The following is a 21000-nucleotide window of genomic DNA, read 5'->3' as shown; positions in this document are numbered from 1 at the left end:
TTCGGTATCAAGACTTGACGTACGTCACAATTTGAGGTTGAGTTCAGCTTCAATCACGGCTCGCCGAATACCCCCGACCTCGGTCAGAGCCCGAATCCGAAGCATGACATCACGACTCGAGGGAGCCGCATGGCGTCACAGATCGCGATCAATACCGATCCGGCGCGCGGCCTCCCTCCGGCCGTGGCAGGGGCTACGAACCAGGCGCTTGTCACCGAGTGGAATTTCGAAGGAGCGACCATGCCCAGGGTTTCGTCGGAGACCGCCCGGCACACCTTCCGCGCTCTCGAACCGATTCACGGGATGATCTATTTCAGCCCGTACGGGCCGGAGTGCTATGCCGAAATCGGCTTGAAACAGCGTGGCATGACATACTTCGCGCCGCGTTCGGCGCCGATGGGCCCGGTCCCTGCGGAAGTCACGATCGCGACGTTCTTCAACTTCAATCCTGTGGCCGTCCATTCGGCGCTGCCCGCGGCCTGGCAAATCGCTAGCCCGGCTGATGTTCTCGAAGCGAGGTACGAGGCCGTCGACCGCTCGCTGCGCCGAGCATGGGGTGAGGACGTCGACAGCGGAGCGGTTCGGGAGGCTGCCGATCTTGCGCGCCGTGCCGCGGAACGCGCATGCGAGCGGCCCCAAGGACGTCCGCTCTTCGCCGGACACGCGGAGCTGCCTTGGCCGAGCGCTCCACACATGGTCCTGTGGCACGCGCAGACTTTGCTGCGTGAATTCCGCGGAGATGGCCACGTCGCGCTATTGCTCACCGAAGGTCTCGACGGCCTGGAAGCGCTGATCACACACAGCGCGACCGGGATCATCGGCGCGGAAGTCCTACGCGTGAGCCGGTACTGGAGTGAACAGGAGTGGGCTGCGGGAGTCGAGCGGTTGCGTTCTCGCGGTTGGCTTCTCGATGGCCCCGGCCTCGCCCTCAGCGCGGAGGGGGGCCGGCGCAGGCAATCGATCGAACTCCGGACCGACGAGCTCGCCGTGTACCCATACGAAGAACTCGGCGAGGAGGGCTGTTCGCGTCTGCGCGAGCTGGCCCTGCCCCTGACGAAGGCGGTTGTGAACGCTGATCTGGGTTTCCCGGCCGAGCTGGTCGCACGGCACACGCGAGCCCAGTGACCGATGTGCCGAGACTTGGCAAAGGAAATACGGATGAAAGTCGATATCGCAGCGTGGGAAGCCCTCGAATCTCGTTCAATCGCGACCAACGGGATCGAACTGCGGGTTGTCAGGCACGGGAAGGGACCGGTGGTAGTCCTCTGCCACGGGTTTCCCGAACTGGCTTTCTCTTGGCGCCATCAGGTTTTCGCGCTCGCAGAGGCGGGGTATCGCGTTGTCGCCCCGGATATGCGCGGTTACGGAGGTAGCTCGCGACCTTCCGCGATCGAGGACTACGACGTGCTGACCATCTGCGGCGATCTGGTCGGATTGCTGAACGCCCTCGAAGTAGACGATGCGGTATTTGTCGGACACGACTGGGGTGCCGCGGTGGTCTGGCAAATGGCACTGGCACATCCCGACCGGGTGCGGGCCGTAGCCGGCCTGAGCGTTCCGCCGGCACCGCGCGCACCGGTACCACCACTGACCATTCTCCGTTCTCGGTTGGGAGATTCGTTTTACATGTCCTGGTTTCAGAAGCCAGGTGTCGCCGACTCCGTGCTTGCGCAGGACGTGCGATGGACTCTCTTGAATGACGAAGCGCTCTCGCCGGAGTCCATGGCACAGCGGCCCAGCGGAGAGCTACCGAGCCGCCCGTGGTTGCCGGAGGACGAACTACAGGTGTTCATCGACGCGTTCGAGCGAACAGGCTTCAGCGGAGGACTCAATTACTACCGGAATATCGACCGGAATTGGGCCCTCACGGCTCCGTTCGACGGCCACGTCATCACCCAGCCCGCACTCTTTGTGACCGGCTCCGACGATCCGGTTCGCCGATTCATGCCGACTGACGCCTTGGAATCGCTGCTCACAGACCTGCGAGGGCACATCGTGGTGGCGGGCGCCGGGCATTGGATTCAGCAGGAGCGACCCGAGGTGGTCAACGACGCGCTCGTGAAGTTCCTCGGTCGCGTATCCGAAATCTCTCGAACGTGAGGTTCGAGGCACCTAGAAGAAGGAAAGAGATGAGGAAATCGATTGCAGCAGCGACGCTGCTCGTCTCCGCGCTCGGCGTGACAGCCGGGACGGCATCGGCCGCACCGGACCAGGCTGGTGCCGTGGGGTACAAGGTATCTGTCGGAGAGCGATCGACGGTGATCGATCTCGAGGCCGGCTCGCTCGCCGTCGAAGATGGCGCATTGAAGATCAAAGCGCTCGGCGGAATGGTCCTGGCCGGTTCGGAACTGTCCTTCCGGGTGGACGATTTCGTCTTCCCGATCGCCGCCGATGTCCAGGGCCGCTCTGCTACCTTGACGCCGCAGTTCGATCTCGAGCACGCGGCCTACAAGCCGGTGGCGCTGCCCTACGAGGACCAGGCTCCCTGGAGGACCCAGTACGACCGGGAACAAGCCGCCTGGGCGCGCTTGTCCTCCACGATCCTCATGGGCGCGACGATCGGCACCGCTGTTGGTGGCATCGGCGGCGCGGCGGTCGGCTGCGTGCTGGGTGGCATCGCCGGGGCAACCATCGCTTCCGCCGCGATCATCGGCTTGTTCGGAGCCTTCATTCCGGCAGCCGCCATCGGATGCTTGGGTGGCATCATGGCCGTCGGTCCGCTCGGGGCAGTAGCGGGCCAGCTGCTCATCACGGCTCCGGTCGCGATCATGGCGGCTGTCCAGTACTTCACGACGATCAACCAGCCGATGCCGGCTCCGGCTCCGGCTCCGGCAAAGTGATGCCGAGTCGCACGTCGTCGATTCGGTGAGGCGATTGTCCTGCCCGGCCGGTTCCAACTCCGGCCGGGCAGGGCGATCGCGAAATTTGAAGCTGGAGTCATATTCGACTACCGTCGATATGGTTGCGAACCCATGTTCGAGCATGCCGGGAAGTGGTCTCGGCCCGGTGGTCGCCAGCGTCTCGGAGCTGAATGCAGATCGACGACGCGTGTGCGACGATCACTCCGAGCATCCAGAGCAAACAGGGAGGGTATGGATGGCCAGGACGGTCGACAACGAAGCGACATTGAGCGAGATCCCCTCGCTTGTCGATACCTCCGTCCTCCGGGAACCTCCGCTCACTGCCCGCGGTCTTCGAACCCGGGCGGCGCTGGTGGCGGCTGCCCGAGCGGTATTCGAACGCGACGGCTACCTCGACGCGCGGCTGTCGGATATCACAGCCGAGGCGAAATGCTCCACGGGTAGCTTCTATACGTATTTCTCGAGCAAAGAAGAGATCCTCCAGGCGGTGCTCGAAGCATCCCAGGACGACATGCTGCATCCGGGAATGCCGCGCCTGGACGCCGACGAGGCGTCTCCGGTGGCGGTGATCGAGGCGAGCAACCGCGCCTACTTCGAGGCGTACAAGCGCAACGCGAAGTTGATGCTGATCCTTGATCAGGTGGCCGCGATCGATCCGAAGTTTCGCGAAATGCGCCGCCTGCGCGGGCGCGCCTTTGCCGACCGCAACGCTCGCTCGATCAGGGATCTGCAGGAACGCGGCCTCGCCGACCGTGAGCTCGATCCGTATTTCGCGGCACGCGCACTGTCGGGCATGGTCGGGCGGATGGCGTACTACGCGTTCGCCCTCGAAGAGGAAGTCTCGCTCGACGAGCTCGTTCGAACGGCCACGCGGCTATGGGCGAATGCGCTGAAACTCGACGAGACCGCCGCCTGAGCCTGCGGGTGGGACCGCACTGTCCGTGCCGAACTCGCCGGAGACGGCGTACCGAGCGGCCGCTGCTACCACGGACCTACCTGCACCGCGCATAGGCAGCGGCGGCTGTCGCGATGACGGCTGCGCCGTCGAAGTAGGCGTTCCACGGCGATGTGACTCACCTCATACGAACCGAATCAGTGGTGGCCTTGACCACTACGTAGCCGATCCAGCATGGTGTCGGTGGCTAAATAAGCGCTCAGTAAGTTGCGCGGAGGTGGCAGCCATTGCATGGCCATGGCGCTCGAAAGGATTCACCGATGAAGAGGTTCGAAGGCAAGACCGCGATTGTCACCGGCGCCAGCCGGGGCATAGGTCTCGGCATCGCGCGGCGGCTGGTCGACGAAGGCGCGAACGTCGTGATCACCGCCCGCAAGCAGGAGGCCCTGGATGAAGCGGTCGAGGCGCTCGGCGGCCCGGAGCGGGCGCTGGCGGTGGCCGGCCGCGCGGACGACGTCGCCCATCAGGCCGAGACCGTCGCGCGTGCGATCGATACCTTCGGCGGCGCCCACCTCCTGGTCAACAACACCGGTATCAACCCGGCTTTCGGCCCGATGATCGAGCTGGACCTCGACGCCGCTCGCAAGATCGTGGAGGTCAACTGCCTGGCCGCGCTGTCGTGGGTGCAGCAGACCTACCGGGCGTGGATGAAGGACTACGGTGGCGCGGTCGTGAACGTATCGTCGGTCGCCGGTCTCAAGCCCGCCCCGGGTATCGGATTCTACGGTTCGAGCAAGGCGATGCTCACGCACATCACCCAGGAACTCGCGGTCGAACTCGGCCCGAACCTGCGGGTCAATGCCGTGGCTCCGGCGGTGGTGAAGACGAAGTTCGCCACCGCTCTCTACGAAGGCAGGGAGGACGAGATCGCCGCGGCCTATCCGCTGAAGCGGCTCGGCGTGCCCGAGGACATCGGCAGTGTGGTCGCGTTCCTGCTGTCCGAGGACGCGAGCTGGCTGACCGGCCAGCTGCTGGTCGTCGATGGTGGCATCACCCTGACCGGTGGGGTGTGACATGACGTCGATGAAGGCATGGCGGGTACATGAGCTGGGCGAGCCGAGCGCGGCGCTGCGGCTGGAAGACGTGCAGCGCCCGGAACCCGGCCCGCGGCAGGTTGTCGTGCGGGTCGTTGGTGCGGCGGCGAACTTTCCCGATGTGTTGATGTGTCGTGGCCTCTACCAGGTGAAGCCACCGCTGCCGTTCACGCCCGGTGTCGAATTGTGTGGCGAAGTGGTCGCGGTCGGCGCCGAGGTGGCCGAGATCGCCGTCGGTGAGCGCGTACTCGGGGGTGCGGTGCTGCCGCATGGTGGTTTCGCGGAATTCGCGCTCATGGATGCGGCCCAGACCTTCCCGGCGCCGCTGTCGTTGGACGATGCCGAGGCGGCTTCGCTGTTCATCGGCTATCAGACCGGGTGGTTCGGCTTGCATCGGCGCGCCGGACTGAAGGCCGGAGAGACCCTGCTGGTACATGCTGCCGCCGGTGGCGTCGGCAGCGCGGCCGTTCAACTGGGCAAGGCCGCGGGTGCCCGCGTGATCGGTGTCGTCGGTGGAGCTGAGAAGGCCTCCTATGCCGAAGAATTGGGTGCCGACGTGGTCATCGACCGGCACCGGGACGATTTCGTCGAGGTCGTGAAGGATCTCACCAACGGCCGCGGCGCCGACGTGATCTACGACCCGGTCGGCGGTGAGGTGTATCAGCGCTCCACGAAATGCATCGCTTTCGAAGGCCGGATCGTGGTCGTCGGATTCGCCGGCGGCGACATTCAAACCGCCGCACTGAACCACGCGCTGGTGAAGAACTATTCGATCGTCGGCCTGCACTGGGGGCTGTACAACACCTACGACCCGGCTTCGGTGTCCGAATGTCATCAGGCACTGACCACGCTCGCCGCCGAGGGGCTGATCCGGCCCTTGGTGAGCGAACGACTGCCACTGGACCAGATCGCCGACGGAGTCCAGCGACTCGCCGACGGCAAGACCGTCGGGCGCGTCGTCTACACCCCGTAAGCCTGCTTCCACCTGAACCACCCTCCTCGAGGAGCACACGATGAACAATGAGACTCAGCGGATCGCCATCGTCACCGGCGCGGCACGAGGTATCGGAGCCGCCGTGGCCCGCCGCCTCGCGCGCGACGGCATGGCAGTGGCGGTGCTCGATCTCGACGAAACCGCCTGCAAGACAGTCGTCGAACAGATCGAATCGGCGGATGGCCGCGCGCTCGCGGTCGGTGTCGATGTTGCCGACGAAGCTGCGGTGACCCAGGCGGTCGAGCGCGTCGCCGCCGAACTCGGCCCGCCCACCGTGCTGGTCAACAACGCCGGGATCACCCGCGACAATCTGCTGTTCAAGATGAGCGTCGAGGACTGGGACGCGGTCATGAACGTTCACCTGCGCGGTTCGTTCCTGCTGGCCCGCGCCGCGCAAGCGCACATGATCGGCCAGAAGTGGGGACGTATCGTCAACCTCTCCAGCACATCGGCGCTGGGCAACCGCGGTCAGGCGAACTACGCCGCGGCCAAGGCCGGGCTGCAGGGATTCACCAAGACCCTCGCGATCGAGTTGGGCAAGTACGGGGTCACCGCGAACGCCATTGCCCCCGGTTTCATCGAAACGGAGATGACCGTTGCGACCGCGGAGCGTATGGGAATCCCCTTCGAGGAGTTCACCAAGGCAATCGCGGCTCAGACTCCGGTCGCCCGGACCGGCACCCCTGACGACATCGCACACGCCGTCTCGTTCTTGGTCAGCGAAGGTGCGGGATTCGTGTCCGGCCAGGTGATCTACGTCGCGGGCGGACCGCGGAACTGATACGGAAGGAACAGAAGCAATGCGAGTATTCCAGGGCCTGACCGAGCTGGAGGCCGCAGTCGGTACCCACCTCGGATTCAGCGGCTGGCACACGGTCACACAAGAGCAGATCGACCAGTTCGCCGAAGCGACAGGCGATCACCAGTGGATCCACGTGGACCCGGAGAAGGCCGCCGCGGGACCGTTCGGCACGACCGTCGCGCACGGGTTCCTCACGCTGTCGCTGCTGCCGATGCTGACCCACCAGGTCTACACCGTGCAAGGCATGTCCATGGGCGTCAACTACGGCACCGACAAGGTGCGCTTCCCCGCACCGGTGCCGGTCGGATCCCGGATCCGGGCCGGAGTAGAGTTGCTCTCGTTGACCGCGGGCGCTGCGGGCTGGCGGGCGGTTTCCCGGGTGACGATCGAGATCGAAGGCTCGGACAAGCCTGCCTGCGTAGCCGACTCCGTCGCGGTGTTGGTGCCCTGATGCCCACGGAGCAGGACTCTTCGGACCTACCCGGTCTCGACCTGCATCGCCTGGCAGCATGGCTCGCCGACGCCTCCCCGGGCCTGGTCGCGGGCCCGCTGGACGGGCGACTGATCGCAGGCGGTAAATCGAATCTGACCTACGAGGTCACCGACGGGACATCGAACTGGATCGTGCGGCGTCCGCCGCTCGGCCATGTGCTGGCGACCGCGCACGACATGGGGCGGGAATACCGCGTCATGAACGCGCTGGCCGACACCGATGTCCCGGTCCCTATCACCTACGCCCTGTGCGCGGACGCAGAGGTCATCGGTGCGCCGTTCTACGTCATGGAACACGTCGTCGGCACGCCGTACCGCTCGTCGGACGAACTGGCGGCCCTGGGCGTGGACCGGACCCGGGTGATCGCGACCGGACTGATCGACACCCTTGCCGCTCTCCACGCGGTCGACCCCGCCGCCGTCGGACTCGGCGATTTCGGCCGCCCGGAGGGCTTCCTCGAACGGCAGGTCCGGCGTTGGAAGAATCAGTTGGACGCGTCACGAAGCCGAGACCTTCCCTCGGCGGCGAAACTGCATGATCTGCTTGCCCGGAACCAACCGGAGCAATCGCCCACCGGGATCGTGCACGGCGATTACCGGCTCGACAATATTCTCGTCGACTCACGCGACCGAGTGGCCGCTGTCATCGACTGGGAGATGGCGACCATCGGCGATCCGCTGACCGATGTCGCGTTGCTCATGGTCTACTTGCGTTCCGGCGAGCTGGGCATTCCCGTGGTCACCGATGTCGCGTCGGCACCGGGATTCCTTGGTGAATCCGAGTTGCTGGAGCGGTACGCGCAGCGAAGCCACCGCGACTTGAGCCGGATCGGGTTCTACCTCGGACTTGCCGCGTTCAAGCTCGCCGTGATCAGTGAGGGCATCCATTACCGCCACATCCACGGCAAGACCGTGGGGCCTGGCTTCGAGCACCTGGGAGATGCCGTCGAACCGCTCCTACAGGCCGGAATCGCGTATCTGTCGGAGGACTATCGCTGACAAGCGACCACGCGGTCCGCGACGATGTGACGCCCGATCCGCTTCGATGAGTGGGGACAAGTCCCAGAATTGAAGTTGACGCCAGTTTCAATTATGGTGCGAGTACCGGCTAGACCAAGAGGGAGGGCTCGGATGATCGGCGTCGCCTGTCCGACGACGTGCTGTACGGGTACCCCGACCTCATCGAGGCAGCCGTGATCAGCCTGTCCGGCGAGTCCTGCGGCGAGGAGGCATCGCAATGAGGTCATCCGCAATGCCACCGCCGCATCAGTGCGCAACCCATCATTGAGCGAAGGAGCCCGATGTTCGAGCTTTCCGATAAAGGCCGCAAATACCAGGAAGACCTGCTCGCCTTCATGGACGAGCACGTCTACCCCGCCGAGCCGGTCTACGAAGCGCAGATGCAGGAATCCGGTGATCCGCATTTCCACCCGCCGATTCTGGAGGAGCTCAAGACCGAGGCGAGGAAGCGCGGTCTGTGGAATCTGTTTCACCCACATCCGGAGTGGGGGCCGGGCCTGACCAACCTGGAATACGCGCCGCTGGCCGAAATCATGGGCCGCAGCGTGCACCTGGCTCCCGAAGCCACCAACTGCAATGCCCCGGATACCGGCAACATGGAAGTGCTCACCCTTTTCGGCACTGCCGAACACAAGGAGACGTGGCTCCAGCCGCTGCTGGACGGCACGATCGCGTCGGCGTTCGGGATGACCGAGCCGGACGTCGCCAGTTCCGACGCCACCAATATCCAGTTGCGGATGGAGCGAGACGGGGACGAGTACGTCCTCAACGGCAGGAAATGGTGGACTTCCAACGCCCTGCACAAGAACTGCAAGGTGCTGATCGTGATGGGCAAAACCGATCCCGCGGCGCCACCGCATCGCCAGCAGAGCATGATGGTCGTCCCGATCGACACGCCCGGGGTCACCGTCCTGCGCAACCTTCCGGTATTCGGCTACCAGGACAGGGAAGGGCACGCCGAGGTCCTGTTCGAGAATGTCCGGGTGCCGCGAACGGCACTGCTGGCCGGCGAGGGTGACGGGTTCATGATCAGCCAGGCACGGCTGGGACCCGGCCGGATCCACCACTGCATGCGGTCGATCGGAATGGCCGAACGCGCGCTGGATCTGATGATCGATCGCGCGCAGGCGCGAACGACATTCGGCGAGCCGGTGGCCAACCGCGCCAATATCCAGGACTGGATCGCCGAGTCGCGCATCGAGATCGAAATGGCCCGCCTGCTGACCCTGAAGGCGGCATACCTCATGGACACGGTGGGAAATCGCAACGCGCGCATCGAGATTGCGGCGATCAAGGTGGCGGCACCTCAGGCCGCCCTGAAGGTGATCGACCGGGCGATACAGGTGCACGGCGGCGGTGGCGTTTCCGACGATTTCCCGTTGGCGAACATGTATGCCCTCCAACGGACTTTGCGTCTGGCCGACGGCCCCGACGAGGTGCACAAGCGCACGATCGCACAGATGGAATTGCGCCGCCGGGATCCCTCTTGGGGCCGGAGCGCGTGACCACTGGCAACGAGAGGAAACACGTGACAAAGACCCAACAGGTGCGGCTCGCCAAAAGGCCCTCCGGGAAAATCGACGCGGACACCTGGAGTCTCACGACCGAGGAGCTGCCCGCCATCACGGCCGGCCAGATTCTGGTGAAGATCGACTACATCTCGCTCGACCCGGCCATGCGTGGCTGGTTGAACGATGTGCGTTCGTATGTGCCGCCGGTGGGCATCGGAGAGGTCATGCGATCACTGGACATCGCGACCGTTGTCGAGTCCGCGCATCCGGACTTCGCGGTCGGGGACACCGTGAGCGGCACGTTCGGAGTGACCGAGTACGCGATCAGCGACGGCCGGAATGTGCAGCGGGTGGATCTCGGCGTCGCAGCGGGGCCGACCTGGCTCAGCACCCTCGGAATGCCTGGGATGACCGCGTATTTCGGCCTGCTCGAGGTCGGCAAGCTGCGCAGCGGGGACACTGTCGTGGTGTCAGCGGCGGCCGGTGCGGTCGGCAGCGTCGCGGGCCAGATCGCGAAGGCCAAGGGTGCGACGGTGATCGGCATCGCGGGCGGCGCGGAGAAATGCCGTGTGCTGACCGAAGAGCTCGGGTTCGACGCGGCGATCGACTACCGCAACGAGGACGTCATGCGACGGCTGCGCGAAGTCGCCCCCGAGGGGATCGACGTGTACTTCGACAATGTCGGCGGGGACATTCTCGATGCCGCGCTCGCCAATCTCCGGCGCGGCGCCCGGGTGGTGATCTGCGGTGCGATATCGGCGTACAACGCGGACAAGCTGCCGCCAGGGCCTTCCCGGTACATGTCGCTGCTGGTCTTCCGGGCATCAATGACAGGGTTCGTGGTGTTCGACTATGCCGATCGATACGGTGAGGCGATCAGCGAGATTTCCGAGTGGCTGGCCGACGGCCGCATCAAGAGCATGGAGCACATCGTCGAGGGCGGGATCCCGCGGTTCGCCGAGACGCTCGACATGCTGTTCACGGGAGCGAACACGGGAAAGCTCGTACTCGCTCTGTGACGAGGGCGCCCACGGGCCGACCGTGGGGCGAGTTCGTACTGACGACATCGCGGTGCAGAATGGCGGGCCAAGCCCGTCTTCTGCGCCGCGATGTTGTTTTGGTAGGACCCGTTCCTAGGGGGAAGTCGACTCACTCGGTCGACGTGCGCCGACGATGCGCAGGGCAAGGTCTGCGTAGAAGTTCGCGATGTTCTCGGGAGACCAGGAGCCGTCCTCGTGATACCAGCGAGCGATATCGACGCCGAGTGACAAGAGGGCCGTAGCGGCCATATGCGGATCCGCCGTATCGAAGACGCCGGTCTCGGTACCACGTGCGATAAGGGTACGGAGCTCGCTGTGGATGTCGCGGCGCAGATCTTTGATCTCCTGCTGATGCGGCGCGTCGAGGGCGGCGATCTCGTAGTTCACGACGCGGGCGATGACATGGGCCTTGGCGTGGTGTTCAGCGAAGTCGTACATGACCGCGATCAATTGACCGATCGGGTCGTCGGCCGAGCCGACGGCGGCACGCACGAGATCCAGCGTGGCCTGATGACCGGTTTTCGAGATCTGATAGAGCAGTTCTTCCTTGGAACGGTGGTGCACGTAGATGGCCGCGGTGCTCAAACCTGCGAGCGAAGTGATATCGCGCGTCGTCGACCCGTGGAAGCCTCGTTGCGCGAAGGCGATCGCGGCGGCCTCGAGTAGTCGGGCACGGGTTTCGTCCGCGCGTGGGCGGTCCTCGGCATCGGTCACTCGCATAGTCTCTCACCTGCGCGCGTGGCGTTCGGTGGCCGCGGCGCCTGCGCATCTGGCCGGAACACCGACAACATAGGGAGCCGGCGATGTCACAGGACATCGCCGGCTCGTTCGAGATCGGTCAGGATGTGACGGATGCGGAGGCATGCCCGCCGGTCGTCACGGGCTGCTCGCGCGAAACGGTTTCCGGTAGGACCCAGGCGCTGCCGAGCGTGCACAGCGCCATGATCATCATGAAAGCGGAGACCGAGGCGGTCGATCCCGTCGCCGCCAGCAGCGAGGCCATGAGGAAGGGTGTGCCACCACTGACCAGGATCGCGGCCAGCTGGTAGGCCAGCGTTATGCCCGAATAGCGGATTCGGGGCTCGAATAGTTCACCGAGGTACGCCGCTAGCGGGCCGTACACCAGTCCGGAGCCGATGCCGCTACCGACCGTGGTCGCGATCAGAATCGCAGCGAGTGAGCCGGTGTTCACCAGCCAGAAGAAGGGGAATGCCCAGAGTGCCATGACCGCCGCGCCGGCGAGCATCAAGGGACGGCGCCCCACGCGGTCGGACCACGAACCGGACAGATAGATGACGGGCACGCTGACGGCGGAGGAGAACAGGGAGACCGCCAGCAAGCCGTTTCGGCCCAGCCCGAGTTCCCGGACACCGTAGTCGAGAACACCCGCGATGCTGATGTAGAAGACGGCGTTCGTTCCGAACAGCAGGCCTGCGCCGAGCAGAACCTTCTTCGAATGCTTCTTCAGCACTTCGATAATCGGCGCCTGCGCGATCGTGTCCGAGGCATCGTCGGCACGCTTCTGGAGCCGGCGGAATTCAGGCGAGTCCTCGATGCGGAGTTGGATGAACAAGACCACCAAGAACAGGATGGCGCTGGCCAGGAACGGGATGCGCCAACCCCAGGCCAGGAAGTCGGCCTTCTCGACGAGTGCGCCGACCAGAAGGAACGCGCCCGTGCCGAGCAGCAGGCCGAACGGCACGCCCATCTGGCCGAAGGTGCCCGCTTGGCCTCTTCGGTTCGGCTTGGTGGTTTCGGTCAGAAGCAGGGTGACCCCGCCCCACTGGCCACCCACGGCGATGCCCTGAAGGAACCGCAAGGCAACGAGCAATATCGGCGCGGCCACCCCGATCGAGCCCGCGGTCGGCAGCATGCCGATCGCACAGGTGGCCGCCGCGACCAGGATCAGGCAGGAGACCAGTGCCGGCTTGCGGCCGTACGTGTCGCCGACGTGCCCGAACAGCAGGCCGCCCAGCGGTCGGGCAATGAAGCCGGCCCAGAATGTGCTGAACGACAGCAACGTGCCTACCAGCGGTGACGCATTGGGAAAGAACAGCTTGCCGAACACCAGGGCAGCAGCCGTTCCGTAGATGAAGAAGTCGTACCATTCGATCGAACTTCCCACCAGGGCAGCGGCCATGAGGCGCCGTAATTTCTTTTGATCCGGTGTGCCGGAATCCGTGTTCGGAGTCATATTTAATCTCCAAGTTGGCGGGACGAAGCCGATGTGACGCTGGTCACGGTCGGTGCGCGGCACGTTACTTGAACTTGACTTCGAATTCAACTTGTACGCGAGCAATGGGTGGGCGAACTACAAGCCTCGGACAGAAAGGTCTGTTCGCTCGTGCTGTCGAGATCAACAATCTGCCCTGGTAACGCCCGCCTGCCCAACCACGACGTCCTTGGTGGCACATGGCTTCGTCGGGGGGCCTGTCCGTCTGCTGATTGATGATGGAATGGGGATAGGACGTGGCTTTCCGCGAATTCTTCGCGCGACATCGCATCGCTTCGGCTGTTGTCGCGCCGGCCGTGTTGGGGGTGGCAGCGGTCGTCGCCGCCTCGTTGGCACTGACATCGACGCCGCACACCGAGGACACGCAACTCAAGGCATCCGTCACGGAGTGCCACGACATGGTGACCATCTCGGTGGCCGGTCGCGGGGACACTCCGGTCGCGGGGACAACGAAGCTGCTTGTCGACGCCAACGGCAACGCGTTGCCCGCCGCGCTGTCCGGTGACCACAGCAGCGAGTGGGTCGATCCGGTGGTCAACGCGCCGGCCGGCGCGGTCGATCCTGGCTCGTATGCTGCTGTCTACATCGCGTACCCGGCGAATATGGCCAGCTACGAAGACGCCGTCACCACCGGTGTCGCGAATACCGAACAGGTGATGCGCGAGATCGCGCAGGCATGCCCCGACACCAAATTCTCCATCGTCGGATACAGCGAGGGCGCCGACGTCGTCCGGCGCGTCGCGATGAAGATCGGACATCAGGAGCCCGGCCAGGACGGCGGATACGGGATCGTGGATCCGGCCGATGTCGTCGGTGTCGTCATCCTCGCCGACTCGGGTCGATCGGCGGGGGACGGGCCGTTCCCCGGCGCAGAGGACCCGTTCGGCAATCCCGACGGCTTCGACCAGCAGTACCAGAACGGCGCGAAGCCCGTACCCGGTCAGGGTGCGCTCCCGGGGACCAGCGGTGACTTCGGTGCGCTGAACGGCAAGATCGCGTCGTTCTGCTCTGATGGCGATCTCACCTGCTCGGCGCCGGAGAACATTTCCCTGCTGCAGTTGGTGGTCAACGTGGGCAGGCAGTTGAATGTCGACGCACTCGAAAAGGACGGGCTCACCCCGGCGACCGGGCAGGACGTCGCTGTTGTTCTCAGCCGTATCGCCCTCGCGGCGTTCGCGGACATTCAGTCGCAGCCGAACTGGATGCAGAGCGACGAGACGTTTCTCCAAGTCCTGCTGAGGGTGTCGGATCCGGCGTACAAGCCGGGCGAGCAGCCGAAGGCTCCGGCGACGGCGGAGTCGATCGCGACCAACGAGATGTCGCCGCTGGCCTACCTGCCGCAGAAGGTGCTGAACGAGATCATCGGCCTCATCCTGACGAACCAGAACACGATCCCCGTGATCATGAGCGACCCGTACAAGCTCACGCTGGGCCCGAACCACAGTGGTCACCACTTCGACTACTGGCATGACGCTGATCCCGCCAACGGCAAGCCGCTCACCTCCGCCGAGTACGCGGCGGCCTGGCTGACCCACCTGGCGCAGCGGGCGCAGGCGGGCGAGCCCGTCGACACGACAGCCGAGCCGGAACCGGCCGACCTCGCCGCGGCGTACAAGGCGGTCGCGACATCCTCGGTGGCACCGACATCCTCGGTGGCACCGACATCCTCGGCGGCGCCGACGAGCCAACCGACCAAGAACACGAGCGCGTCACCGACCACCAGCGCTGCCCCTACGAAGGCCGAGGTCAGCGGCGCATCGACCAGCGCGGTCCCGACGACATCGGTGCCGTCGTCCCAGACGCCGAGCGTGACGGTGGCTCCGGTGACAACCTCACCGGCTTCGTCTTCGGTCGCGCCGCCCACTACGACCACGGCGCCGACTACAACGACAACCGAACCGGTGGCGCCGACCACCACGAGTGCCACCTCGAGGCCATCGAGTTAACCCCCGCGCCGAATCCATCGGCTCGCGAGCGTCCCAGTGAGGCGGACGCTCGCGAGTTGCGGTTGGTCAAATCTCCGGATCTCTTGCAGCCCGATTCCCTCGACAGAAGCCATCGGTGCGCTTCGTCGGATCAAGAATCGCCCCGGACACGGCCTGGTACGCGGGGCGACCGACGCCACCGCGCGGCCCCGGCACACGCAGGTTGAGTCGGGGCTGTAGACCTCGAGTCGCACCCAGGGGCGGCGGCGCCGGTCAGCTGGGCGCGAATTGCTGTTGGAACCAGCGGAGAATCTCTGGAATGGCGACCCTGGCGGTGCCGGAGTGGTCCACGTCGCCCAGGTTGTGCAGCGTGACGTCGTCGCTGCGCAGGGCACGGAGGCAGTGCTCGGCGTTGGAGTAGGGGACGGCGTGGTCACCGGTGGCGGCGTAGAGGTGGACGGGCACGTGCGGAGTCCAGTCACAAGTGCCATCGCTGTCTTCGAGCGCGCTCGCGGCGGCGCCGGTCGGGTTTGCGGCCAACTCCAGGAAGCGAGGGGTCAGCAATCGCAGCGGGGTGATCGCCAACGAGGTCACGATGGTGATCTCGTTCTTGGTGCCGTCGAAGAGCTGATCGACCCGGTCGGCGTAGGGCTGCTGGAAGACCTCGGCGGGATTGCCGTAGAGGTGGTGGATCCGATTCATCGATGTGATCCAGTAGGCCAGGAACAGGACCGCCGCGCCCGGGGTGACCTGCCCGTCGAGCGCCGCGCGCGTCTGCACGTGACGCAGGTCGTATGGGCCGCTGACCGGGGCCAATGCGGCGACTCCGAAGCTCGGGACCGCGCCTGCCTGGAGTGCCTTGCCCAACGCCATCGCGGCGTGACCGCCCTGGGAGAAGCCGGTCACCAGCACGTTCGGATCGAACTCGCGACCGTGCCGCGCGGCCAGTGCGGCAGCAGCGTGCAACAGGTCGGCGGAGGCACTGACTTCGGACGGCGCATGGGTGTACGGATGCCGTCCCGGGCCGATGCCCAGTCCCAAGTAATCCGGTGCGACCGCCGCGTAGCCCGCGGCCGCGAACATCACCGTACGGAGCCGGTCGGGCAGGTTGCGGGTATCGACGGACGGTGCGTCACTCTTCAGCACCATCGTCCCGTGCCCGTAGCTGACCACCCGCAATCGACGAGAATCGCTGCGGGGCAGCACCACCAACCCGCTGGCAGTGGTCGGTTCGCCTTGCGGGGTGATCGTTCCGTACTCGACGCGAAACGCGTCGACACCGTTACGGACGGGAGTATTGATCCCTCCGTCGCTCAACAGCGCCGCGGTCTGTTCGGCGGGCAGACCGAGCAGGGGAGTGGTCGACACAAGCTCGCCCCGGCCCTGCGGCGGCATATCTTCGGGGCTCCCGCATCCGGCGACGGCACCCAATAGGACGAGGACCGCGACCAGACAGCGCCTCGGACCGTCCATGGTCGATCCTTCCGATGCTCGTCAGTCGGTTCAACTCCATCATCGCGCTGTCATCGGATTGTGGGATCGGGAACGGCTGGATCTCGTAGCGGCCGGCGTGGAGGCAAAAGCGCCTCCGCCCGCTGAACCGCCCGCGCAATCAGCCGCCGCGCGGCTCGGCAACCGGCCCGGAGGATGCGCGCCGCATTTCGCCGACCTGAGCGGCCGTCCAATTATGTTCCTATGCCTCGCGTTCGGGTGCGATCGGGAATTCTGGTCCAAGCGACTCGTGTCAGCAATCCGCCAGGAAACTTCTATGGCAGGGTGGTCGCCTATGAAGACAATCCTGATCACGGGGGCAACATCGGGTATCGGTCTCGAATCCGCTCAGCAACTGGCCGCGGACGGGAACCGGCTTGTCTTGGTCGGACGGAATCCGGAGAAACTCGCCGATACGGCGGAGCTGGTCCGGTCCGCGGGGGCAGCGGACGTCGACACGCTGGAGTGCGATTTCGCCTCGCAGTCGTCGGTCCGGCAGCTGGCGAAAGCGGTTCTGGCCGCGTATGACCGGCTCGATGTGCTGGCCAACAACGCCGGCGGTTACCACAAGACTCGAATCGAAACCGAGGATGGCATCGAAGCCACGTTCGCGGTCAATCATCTCGGGGGTTTCCTGCTCACCGAACTGCTCACCGATTTGATGGTGCGCAGCGCCCCGTCGCGCATTGTGTTCACCGCGTCGGTCATGCATTTCGGTGCCACCATGGATTTCGCGGATCTCGGCTTCCGGCAGGGATATTCGGGAGAGAAGGCCTACAGCCGCTCCAAGCTGGCGAATGTGCTCTACGCCCGCGCGCTGGCGCGGCGCCTGGAGGGCACCGGGGTGGCGGTCAATGCGTTCCACCCGGGTGCGGTGGCGACCGGAATCTGGGACTCGATGCCTTGGTTCGGGCAGCCCTTCGTCGCGGTCGCCAAGCGCTTGTTCATGATCACGGCCGCCGAGGGCGGCCGGGCACTCAGCTACCTGGCCGCCGATCCTGAAGTCGCGGCGGTGAGCGGCCACTACTTCCAGAACAACCGCGTCAAGACTCCGTCGCGCCTGGCGCAGGATGCCGCGGTCGGACAGCAGCTGTGCGACGTCAGCGCGGCCTTGGCCGGGCTGACCGGGTAGCGGCAGCAGTCTCGCAGTCCACGACACCGTTGTCGCCGGGCACCACACAACCTTCGTCGCCGTCTGCAGCAGAAAGCAGGGGACCATGCTTCGAACTCGTTTCGAGTCGATCGGCTCGTACGCACCGAGTACCGTCCGTTCCACCGAGGATCTGATCGCCGCGCTGGCCGTGCCGAGGTCGTTGGATATCGAGCGCATCACCGGGATCAAGAATCGGCGGGTCTACAACTGCGATCCGGACGGGTATGAGTCGTCCTTCGAGCTGGCGTTGCGGGCGATCGAGGACTGTCTAGCGCACTCCGACTACGCGGCCGACGAACTGGACATCGTCATCTCGGCCTCCATCACGCGTACCCACGGCAAGGACATCTTCTGTTACGCACCGTCTTTCGCGCAGCTGCTGGGCAATGCGATCGGCGCGAACGCGGCACGGCATTTCGATGTGTCGAACGCCTGTGCTGGCATGATCACCGGGGTGATGGTCCTGGACCGCATGATCAAGGCCGGTGTGGTGCGCAACGGCATGGTGGTCAGCGGCGAGCAGATCTCGCCGATCGCCGAGACGGCCCTGCGCGAGATCAGCCAGCCCTACGACCCGCAATTCGCATCGTTGACGGTGGGGGACGCCGCGGTAGCGGTCGTGCTCGACGACCGCGGCGACGACTGCGACGAGATCCACTACGTCGAACTCATGACCGCGGCCGAGGGCGCCGAGCACTGCATCGGTATGCCCAGCGACCGTGGCAGCGGGATCGCGATGTACACCGATAACCGCGCCATGCAGAACGAAGCCCGCTACCAGCAGGCCATCGACCGCATGGCCGATTTTCTCGCCGAGAACGGGCGCAGCTGGGAGAGCGAGAAGTACGACTACTGGATCCATCATCAATTCAGCGCGCCCGCCATCGAATACATCTCGGATCTGACCGAACGGCATTTCGGCACGCCGATGCCGCAGGCTCTCAACGTGCTGCACGACTACGGCAATACCGCTTCGACCTCGCATTTCCTGGTGCTGCACGAGCATCTGAGGCAGCAAAGAATCCCCAACGGGTCGAAGATTCTCATGATCCCGGCGGCGTCGGGAACCGTCTCCGGATATCTCGCCGCGACCATCTCCCGTTTGGAGGCATGAGCATGCCAACGACGATCATCTCGGCCGCGACGAACTGCGACCGCGACACCGGCAGCTACTTCGAGCTGGCCGCCCGGGCTGCCCACACCTGCGTGGAGCGCTCCAACGTCGGCCTCGACGAAATCGGAATGCTCATCAACGCGGGCGTTTTCCGGGACAGCAATATCTCCGAGCCCGCGGTGGCGGCGCTCATTCAGAAGCGGATCGGCCTTGGCCTCGCCTACGAGGCCGGGCGGGCGCCGACTTTCTCTTTCGACCTCATGCAGGGCGCCACCGGCCTGCTGCACGCCATCGTGACCGCCGAATCCTTCCTCGCCACCGGCACGGTGGAATACGCGTTGCTCGTCGCGGGCGACGCCCACCCTTCGACCATGCGCCACGTCGATGACTTCCCATACGGCACCGACGGTGCCGCGCTATTGCTCGGAAACTCGTCTACCGCAGGCGGTTTCGGTCGGATTCACACCTGCCACACCGCCGGCTCGGACGAGCCGATCGCCTGGGTGGCGCTGGGCGAAGCCGGGGCCAACGGGCGTTCGGTCATCTCCGTCCGTGCCGGCGCGGACGACCCGGTCGATCTGGCCGCAGCGGTCGTACAACCCTGTCTGGACGAGGAAGGAATCGATGGCAGCGATTTCGGCGAGGGGAGCGCGGTGCTGCTGGCCCCCGCACCGGACCTCGGGTTCCGTGCCCGCTTGGCGGATGCACTCGCCATCCCGGCGCAGTCGGTCGTCGGCTTCGACTCCTCGAACGGAGATCCCTACACCGCCGCCCCGGTGCACGCCTACCTGAACGCGCTGAATACCGGCCAGCTCGACACTGCGCGCACCGTGATCTTCCTGGCCGCTGACGGGGCGTCGGCGGCCTGTCTCGCCTATTATCCGCGGGTGGCGTCGCCGGCAATGGTGGAGTGTGGGTGAAGCGCGAACACTGACCCCGGATAGTCGCTCTCGGCGGCGCGGAGCACGCTCATCAGTGGCCGGACGGCTACACGCTACGGGCCCGCCACAGGGTTCAGGCAGCTGGCCGGTGGATCGACGAGGAAGCAGATAGCCGGGAAGCGGGTGGGGCGGTAGTCAGCGGGGACTCCGCCCGCGGCCACGATCTGCGCGTAGGTGCCGACCGCGTCGGTGGGATGCCGGGTGAGCGACGGGTCAGTGCGCACGTTGACCGTGTAGAGGCCGAACCGCGGTGTGTAGCTGCCCCATTCGTAGTTGTCGGTGATACTCCAATAGTTGTAGCCGATAACGTCGATGCCGTCGGCCTCAGCGCGCTGGATCCAGTAGACGGTATCGCGCAGATGATCGCTGCGGGTGTAGCCGTCGGCGCGGGGAAGGCCGTTCTCGGTGGGCATTCCGTTCTCGACGATGTAGATCGGCTTGTTCGGAAAGCGGCGCGAATAGTGTTGCAGCGCATAGTAGATGCCTTCTGTTCGCAACGGCAGCTCCCAAATGCGCGGCCCGGGCAGGTTCGGCATCGCCGACCCGCTGGCCCGCACGATGGAATCGAGCAGCGCCTGCGCCGGATCGTAGGCGAAGTAGTAGTCGACGCCCACGTAATCGAGACGGTCCGCGATGCGGTCGACGACCGCGCCGTTGATCTGGGCCTCCGAGCCCGCGACATAGCCGACGTTGCTGGTCACCTGGGCGCCGGGCTGCGCCTGGTGGATGTAGTCGTAGATGGCGTTGTGCGCGTGCGCGATCCGCTCCTCCATCTGGGCCGCATCGGCTGCACCCCGGCGGATCTCGTGCACGATATAGGCGACCGGCTCGTTCACGGTGACCCACAGTGGATCGTGCGATGCGTAGCGGTCGACGACCCTACGCATGTTGGCCAACCAGTCGCCGACCATGCCGGGATTGCGCCAGCCACCGCGGTCGACGGCCCAGCCCGGGTAGACCCAATGGTCCAGCGTGATCATCGGCCGCATACCGGCCCGCTCGATACTGGCGATGACCGCGTCGTAGAAACGGAACGCGCCCTCGTCCCAGACCCCGGGCGCGGGCTGCAGCCGGGCCCATTCGATCCCGATTCGGAACACCCGCACGCCCAAGTCGGCCGCCAGGCGGATGTCCGAGTCGTAGCGGTCGTAGAAGTCGACCGAATCGTGCAGTTCGTCGTACCCGGGGTTCGCGGCGATGTAACGCGTCCAATTGCTATCGGGTGCATGGCCTTCGGACTGGAACCCGGACGCCGCGACACCCCAGAGGAATCCCGCGTCGAGCGGCGGCAGGGTGGCGGCCGGCCGTATCGGTGGCATTGCCGGGGAATGTGCGCAGAGCAGTAGGGTCGACGCCGCGACGGCGAGCGCGGCCAGGACGTACCGATGGAACCTGGATCGCATCGACTCAGGGTAACTGGATACACCCTGCCAC

19 protein-coding genes are annotated in these 21000 nt (G+C 65.4%); 15 read left to right on the top strand and 4 right to left on the bottom strand.

The features are described 5' to 3' along the window. Positions 1-240: 240 nt before the first annotated feature. The 11 genes from NA4_RS08940 to NA4_RS08890 all read left to right on the top strand — a co-directional run bounded on the left by NA4_RS08940 (position 241) and on the right by NA4_RS08890 (position 10688). Positions 241-1125, top strand: coding sequence for an SCO6745 family protein (locus NA4_RS08940; protein WP_067467054.1), 885 nt, complete (start codon positions 241-243; stop codon positions 1123-1125). Between the two features lie 33 nt (positions 1126-1158). Next, the gene (locus NA4_RS08935; protein WP_067466905.1) at positions 1159-2100 is read left to right on the top strand and encodes an alpha/beta fold hydrolase; all 942 of its coding nucleotides are present in this window, start codon (positions 1159-1161) and stop codon (positions 2098-2100) included. A 29-nt stretch (positions 2101-2129) separates the two neighbouring features. After that, complete coding sequence (locus tag NA4_RS08930) at positions 2130-2840, top strand: DUF8020 domain-containing protein (RefSeq protein ID WP_067466902.1); 711 nt, start codon at positions 2130-2132, stop codon at positions 2838-2840. A 256-nt stretch (positions 2841-3096) separates the two neighbouring features. Next, positions 3097-3777, top strand: a complete 681-nt coding sequence (locus NA4_RS08925; RefSeq protein WP_067466899.1) for a TetR/AcrR family transcriptional regulator — start codon at positions 3097-3099, stop codon at positions 3775-3777. Between the two features lie 299 nt (positions 3778-4076). Beyond that, positions 4077-4829: an SDR family oxidoreductase gene (locus NA4_RS08920; RefSeq protein WP_067466896.1), complete on the top strand. Its 753-nt coding sequence runs from the start codon at positions 4077-4079 to the stop codon at positions 4827-4829. 10 nt (positions 4830-4839) lie between these two features. Beyond that, positions 4840-5823, top strand: coding sequence for an NADPH:quinone oxidoreductase family protein (locus NA4_RS08915; protein ID WP_067467051.1), 984 nt, complete (start codon positions 4840-4842; stop codon positions 5821-5823). 40 nt (positions 5824-5863) lie between these two features. After that, positions 5864-6625, top strand: a complete 762-nt coding sequence (gene fabG / locus NA4_RS08910; RefSeq protein WP_067466893.1) for a 3-oxoacyl-ACP reductase FabG — start codon at positions 5864-5866, stop codon at positions 6623-6625. A gap of 19 nt (positions 6626-6644) precedes the next feature. After that, positions 6645-7097, top strand: a complete 453-nt coding sequence (locus tag NA4_RS08905; RefSeq protein WP_067466890.1) for a MaoC family dehydratase — start codon at positions 6645-6647, stop codon at positions 7095-7097. After that, positions 7097-8137, top strand: a complete 1041-nt coding sequence (locus tag NA4_RS08900; RefSeq protein ID WP_067466887.1) for a phosphotransferase family protein — start codon at positions 7097-7099, stop codon at positions 8135-8137. Before NA4_RS08905 ends, NA4_RS08900 begins: the two co-directional genes overlap by 1 nt. A 302-nt stretch (positions 8138-8439) precedes the next feature. After that, on the top strand, positions 8440-9663 hold the full coding sequence (locus NA4_RS08895) for an acyl-CoA dehydrogenase family protein (RefSeq protein ID WP_067466884.1): 1224 nt from the start codon (positions 8440-8442) through the stop codon (positions 9661-9663). Between the two features lie 23 nt (positions 9664-9686). Then, the gene (locus NA4_RS08890; protein ID WP_067467048.1) at positions 9687-10688 is read left to right on the top strand and encodes an NADP-dependent oxidoreductase; all 1002 of its coding nucleotides are present in this window, start codon (positions 9687-9689) and stop codon (positions 10686-10688) included. A 114-nt stretch (positions 10689-10802) separates the two neighbouring features. Here NA4_RS08890 and NA4_RS08885 read toward each other — a convergent pair whose 3' ends face one another. Then, positions 10803-11429 carry a TetR/AcrR family transcriptional regulator gene (locus tag NA4_RS08885; RefSeq protein ID WP_218022272.1) on the bottom strand — a complete coding sequence of 209 codons (627 nt, stop codon included), beginning with the start codon at positions 11427-11429 and terminating at the stop codon, positions 10803-10805. Between the two features lie 118 nt (positions 11430-11547). Next, positions 11548-12903 carry an MFS transporter gene (locus tag NA4_RS08880; RefSeq protein ID WP_067466879.1) on the bottom strand — a complete coding sequence of 452 codons (1356 nt, stop codon included), beginning with the start codon at positions 12901-12903 and terminating at the stop codon, positions 11548-11550. Positions 12904-13178: 275 nt separating this feature from the next. Here NA4_RS08880 and NA4_RS08875 point away from each other — a divergent pair, with 275 nt between their 5' ends. Continuing rightward, positions 13179-14888 carry a cutinase family protein gene (locus NA4_RS08875; protein WP_067466876.1) on the top strand — a complete coding sequence of 570 codons (1710 nt, stop codon included), beginning with the start codon at positions 13179-13181 and terminating at the stop codon, positions 14886-14888. A gap of 252 nt (positions 14889-15140) precedes the next feature. On the opposite strand, the gene NA4_RS08870 is transcribed toward NA4_RS08875, so the two are convergent. Beyond that, positions 15141-16340 (bottom strand): lipase family protein, encoded by a 1200-nt coding sequence (locus tag NA4_RS08870; protein ID WP_067466873.1) that lies wholly within the window; start codon positions 16338-16340, stop codon positions 15141-15143. 313 nt (positions 16341-16653) lie between these two features. Here NA4_RS08870 and NA4_RS08865 point away from each other — a divergent pair, with 313 nt between their 5' ends. The 3 genes from NA4_RS08865 to NA4_RS08855 all read left to right on the top strand — a co-directional run bounded on the left by NA4_RS08865 (position 16654) and on the right by NA4_RS08855 (position 19545). After that, entirely contained in the window at positions 16654-17490 is an 837-nt protein-coding gene (locus NA4_RS08865) for an SDR family oxidoreductase (protein ID WP_067466870.1), read from the top strand. 85 nt (positions 17491-17575) lie between these two features. Next, positions 17576-18625 (top strand): 3-oxoacyl-ACP synthase III family protein, encoded by a 1050-nt coding sequence (locus tag NA4_RS08860; RefSeq protein WP_067466867.1) that lies wholly within the window; start codon positions 17576-17578, stop codon positions 18623-18625. Continuing rightward, the gene (locus tag NA4_RS08855) at positions 18622-19545 is read left to right on the top strand and encodes a beta-ketoacyl-[acyl-carrier-protein] synthase family protein (RefSeq protein WP_084496920.1); all 924 of its coding nucleotides are present in this window, start codon (positions 18622-18624) and stop codon (positions 19543-19545) included. The genes NA4_RS08860 and NA4_RS08855 overlap by 4 nt, the downstream gene beginning before the upstream one ends. A gap of 74 nt (positions 19546-19619) precedes the next feature. Here the strand turns inward: NA4_RS08855 and NA4_RS08850 are convergent, their stop codons facing one another. After that, on the bottom strand, positions 19620-20969 hold the full coding sequence (locus NA4_RS08850; protein WP_067467042.1) for a family 1 glycosylhydrolase: 1350 nt from the start codon (positions 20967-20969) through the stop codon (positions 19620-19622). Positions 20970-21000: the final 31 nt, after the last annotated feature.

The organism is Nocardia amamiensis NBRC 102102 (genome assembly GCF_001612745.1).
GTDB classification, from domain to species: Bacteria; Actinomycetota; Actinomycetes; order Mycobacteriales; family Mycobacteriaceae; genus Nocardia; species Nocardia amamiensis.
Note: the sequence above shows the minus strand (reverse complement) of the source record. Positions and strands in the feature narration are given on the sequence as shown.

Coding starts and splice junctions, on each gene's coding strand:
- NA4_RS08895 (WP_067466884.1), top strand. CDS start 8,440: ATGTTCGAGCTTTCCGATAAAGGCCGCAAATACCAGGAAGACCTGCTC.
- NA4_RS08885 (WP_218022272.1), bottom strand. CDS start 11,429: ATGCGAGTGACCGATGCCGAGGACCGCCCACGCGCGGACGAAACCCGT.
- fabG (WP_067466893.1), top strand. CDS start 5,864: ATGAACAATGAGACTCAGCGGATCGCCATCGTCACCGGCGCGGCACGA.
- NA4_RS08860 (WP_067466867.1), top strand. CDS start 17,576: ATGCTTCGAACTCGTTTCGAGTCGATCGGCTCGTACGCACCGAGTACC.
- NA4_RS08935 (WP_067466905.1), top strand. CDS start 1,159: ATGAAAGTCGATATCGCAGCGTGGGAAGCCCTCGAATCTCGTTCAATC.
- NA4_RS08855 (WP_084496920.1), top strand. CDS start 18,622: ATGAGCATGCCAACGACGATCATCTCGGCCGCGACGAACTGCGACCGC.
- NA4_RS08930 (WP_067466902.1), top strand. CDS start 2,130: ATGAGGAAATCGATTGCAGCAGCGACGCTGCTCGTCTCCGCGCTCGGC.
- NA4_RS08925 (WP_067466899.1), top strand. CDS start 3,097: ATGGCCAGGACGGTCGACAACGAAGCGACATTGAGCGAGATCCCCTCG.
- NA4_RS08850 (WP_067467042.1), bottom strand. CDS start 20,969: ATGCGATCCAGGTTCCATCGGTACGTCCTGGCCGCGCTCGCCGTCGCG.
- NA4_RS08940 (WP_067467054.1), top strand. CDS start 241: ATGCCCAGGGTTTCGTCGGAGACCGCCCGGCACACCTTCCGCGCTCTC.
- NA4_RS08865 (WP_067466870.1), top strand. CDS start 16,654: ATGAAGACAATCCTGATCACGGGGGCAACATCGGGTATCGGTCTCGAA.
- NA4_RS08870 (WP_067466873.1), bottom strand. CDS start 16,340: ATGGACGGTCCGAGGCGCTGTCTGGTCGCGGTCCTCGTCCTATTGGGT.
- NA4_RS08905 (WP_067466890.1), top strand. CDS start 6,645: ATGCGAGTATTCCAGGGCCTGACCGAGCTGGAGGCCGCAGTCGGTACC.
- NA4_RS08900 (WP_067466887.1), top strand. CDS start 7,097: ATGCCCACGGAGCAGGACTCTTCGGACCTACCCGGTCTCGACCTGCAT.
- NA4_RS08915 (WP_067467051.1), top strand. CDS start 4,840: ATGAAGGCATGGCGGGTACATGAGCTGGGCGAGCCGAGCGCGGCGCTG.
- NA4_RS08880 (WP_067466879.1), bottom strand. CDS start 12,903: ATGACTCCGAACACGGATTCCGGCACACCGGATCAAAAGAAATTACGG.
- NA4_RS08920 (WP_067466896.1), top strand. CDS start 4,077: ATGAAGAGGTTCGAAGGCAAGACCGCGATTGTCACCGGCGCCAGCCGG.